The 3,363-nt window shown below is 40.1% G+C and carries 3 protein-coding genes; all 3 read right to left on the bottom strand.

The annotated features are described in order from the left end of the window. A partial coding sequence (locus tag AB5Z12_RS20560) for a replication/maintenance protein RepL (RefSeq protein WP_279003015.1) occupies positions 1-482 on the bottom strand: 482 nt, incomplete at its 3' end. A gap of 438 nt (positions 483-920) precedes the next feature. Continuing rightward, positions 921-2,024, bottom strand: a complete 1,104-nt coding sequence (locus tag AB5Z12_RS20555; RefSeq protein ID WP_368368769.1) for a mobilization protein — start codon at positions 2,022-2,024, stop codon at positions 921-923. Between the two features lie 619 nt (positions 2,025-2,643). Next, positions 2,644-3,234, bottom strand: coding sequence for a hypothetical protein (locus tag AB5Z12_RS20550; RefSeq protein ID WP_008670455.1), 591 nt, complete (start codon positions 3,232-3,234; stop codon positions 2,644-2,646). Positions 3,235-3,363 lie beyond the last annotated feature (129 nt).

Here is a 3,363-nt window from a genome sequence, read left to right as displayed (position 1 = left end):
CCATTGAATACTATCAGAGGATTAATAAACCAAAGATTATCGGCTGGTCCTCGGGCTATGATTTCAGCTTTTACAAGTTCTGCAAGTCCTTTATAAACGGCTTTGTCTGTTTTGTATTTGGTATATTCTAGGCATTTTTTTCTATTGAAGATGATTAAATCATTTTTGGGTTTCATGCAGGTCATAAAGTAACCAAAAACCCGAATAGCTGCTTGTGATAGGTCAAAGAATGCAGCAAAGTTAGAAAGATACAATTTAGTGAATTGTTCTTCATCTACTTCTATTTGACGGATAAACGAAGTCTTAAACACTTCTCCAGTTTCAGTGTCGGCTAAAGCTACTACGGCTCTCTTATCGCCACCACTATTACTCTTATACTTTTTAACAACATGATTTTCAATACCTTCTATAGCTTGTTTCATAAAAGGATTTTCTTCGTTCTTTTGAAAATCGGTTAACTTAACTGCTTTTTTATTTTCCATTTTGATGTGTTTTTGGGAAATATTATTCTCCACAAAGTAAACTATTATTTTCCATAAAAACAATATTAAGGGAAATATTATTTTCCTGTTTAGTATTATATTAGGAAATCAGTATTTTCTAGATTGGAAAATGAGAATTTCCAATATGGAAAATGCCCTATATTGTGTATCAAGTACTTAACTTATTCTATTTCTTCTATTCTTAATATACCCCCAAAACAGCACAAAATCAGTCACTTAAAAATCATCGGTCGGGGAGCGCCCAGCGGCAAGGGGCGGGACCACCCGTCCCGACGAGCGCCACACCATAAACTTTTTTTAGAATAAGCACACAACCGTTTTCCGAACCCTGCAAAATTTCTTCCGAATCCGAACGACGTAACACTCCATTGAGAGAGGCTGCCGTTTGGTCGCTCCCCCTTTGGGGGCGGGGGGGGGTTACATACCCATACCGAAACCTCTGCTTCTGGTGATTTGCTTGAGTAGGTCTTTCCCCTCTTCCATAGCTTTTGATATGTTTGGGAAATGATGCCTTAAAGCCTCCAGTTGTTCGGAATTGAACAAGTCTTTCATCTTACCAAGTTCTTTTTTCAATTCCTTGGTTTCGGTCTTTAGTTCTTGGTTCTCCGTTCTTAGTCGGTTACTGGTTGTCCTTGCGTTGTCCATTTGTTGTCTATAATACTCCTTGTCATTCTCGGCTTTGAATGCCTTTGTGCCGTTTCGCTCTTTTTCAAGTATAGCCTTTCCCAGTCTATCGGATAGCTGTTCATTTTCCCCCTCTAAAGCCTTTATTTTGGCTTTTAAGGCATCTTTTTCCCTATCGTTAACCGTTTTCCCTATCAAGCCGTAAAACTTCTCTGAAGCCTTAGAAATGAGTTTTTGGACGTTTTTCTTTGTTTCAATGGAACGTAGTTCTTTCTGAAGCTGAAGAAGCTGGTTTTGCACGTCCTTGTGCTTGTCTAACGCACTGGATATATCGTTGGATAGTTCCTGAAGCTGTTCTTTCGCACATTCGGTCTTGTACTGCATAGCCGATAAGTGTTTGCGATCAGAAGAAACACCACGTTCCATGCCCAGTGCTTCAGATGCTATGGTTTGGAGTTCTGCCATGTCATCACGCGATAAACGCACACTCTTCCCGTTCGGCTGCGTCCAATCGAAAACTACATGGGCGTGAAGGTTAGGTGTCCATTGCTTTGCGTTCATGTATCCTTCGTCCTTGTGTATATGGATTTGAAACGCTTCAATACCGAAACGTTCCTTGCAGACCGCAGCGAATTGCTGGAGTTCCTGCATGGTGGTTTCTTGCTTGATTACTATTACCCCCTCCCGTATGGGTGCTGCTTTAGTCTGCATCTTCTGCCCAACCGTATCGAAATATCTCTGTTTCGCACTCTCCAGCCGATGGGAGATGCTATCTCCAACCCAGCTTTCATTCAAATGACTAAGTTCCGGACGAACATAGTCCAACTCTTTTTCCCTAAAGTTGTGAATCTCACTCCCCGGCTTCACTGCTTGTACATGAATACTTGTTGCTCCCATAAGTTAACATTTTTGTGACAATCGATAACAGCCGGTGACAGCCGGCTGACAGGGGGTTAAGGGGGCTTGTCCCCTTACACACGTACCCTTTAGGGTGCTAGTGTGCTATCACCATACTGCATAGGTGCGAAGTTAGCAAATGTTCTGTAAATGCACAAATAAAGGGGAAAACATTTGGATTTGCGACAATAAAGTACTACCTTTGTTGCTGACCAAACGGTAGCCGACCGATACGGGAGAGTTACCAAAATACAAGCCGCTGGAGTTAATTGACGGACATCCGACATCTCCAGCGGCTTTATTTTTGCCTATCTGCTTCGTCTAGGCATACCAGTACCTCTACTAAAAATGTACTTCAAAGATACTTATTTTCTACCGACTTGATAGTTTTTACCCCATATTCTTGGACATTTTTCCCCCATGAGGTTATCTTTGTAGGGTGAAAGAGAAACCCATAAACGGGGATAGATTGAATGCTGGGAAGCATAAACAATCGGGGTAAGGTTAGCGAACCTTGCCTTTCATCCCCCATTATAACTTTACATAGAGGAACTTTATCTATCCCCCCCCCCGCCCCCAAAGGGGGAGCGACCAAACGGCAGCTTCACTCAATGGAGTGTTACAGTTCATCAAAACCAAGTGATAACTGTCGTTTCTCTGCTTCTTCTTTCTTTTGGGCAGCTAAAGTCTTTTTCCGAACGTATGTTTTTGTAAATGAAACCCTATCCCCATTAAAGACAATCAACGGATTAATGAACCAATTATATTCGTTTGGACCTCTTGCTATGATTTCACTTTGTACGAGCTCTGCCAATCCTTTGTATATGGCTTTGTCTGATTTGTATTGGGTGTATTCTAAGCATTTTCGCCTATCGAAAATTATCATATCATTCTTAGGCTTCATGCAAGTTAGAATATACCCGAAAACCCGAATAGCTGATTGTGATAGATTGAAAAAAGCGGCAAAATTCGCAAGGTATAGTTTTGCAAATTGCTCTTCATCTACTTCTATTTGTCGGATAAACGAGGTTTTGAATACTTCTCCTGTATCTGTATCAGCAACAGCAACTACAGCTTTTTTATCACTTCCCGTACTACTTTTGTATTTCTTAACAACGTGATTTTCAATCCCTTCAATTGCTTGTTTCATAAAGGGGTTTTCTTCGTTTTTTTGAAAATCGGTTAATTTGAGTACTTTCTTATTTTCCATAAACATTCTATTTAGGCAAATTTGACTTTCTATATATCGGTGAAAAAGTATAATTTGATTTTCCACAAAGGAATATTTAAATTTCCATTAATACAATAAAAAAGCAAAATATATCTGTCTCTTATACAC

This window comes from Ruminococcus sp. RTP21358st1_G6_RTP21358_211008 (assembly GCF_040908885.1).
GTDB lineage: Bacteria > Bacillota > Clostridia > Lachnospirales > Lachnospiraceae > Blautia_A > Blautia_A faecis.
The sequence above is the reverse complement of the archived record's forward strand: the minus strand, read 5'-3'. Positions and strand labels throughout refer to the sequence as shown.

Coding starts and splice junctions, on each gene's coding strand:
- AB5Z12_RS20555 (WP_368368769.1), bottom strand. CDS start 2,024: ATGGGAGCAACAAGTATTCATGTACAAGCAGTGAAGCCGGGGAGTGAG.
- AB5Z12_RS20550 (WP_008670455.1), bottom strand. CDS start 3,234: ATGGAAAATAAGAAAGTACTCAAATTAACCGATTTTCAAAAAAACGAA.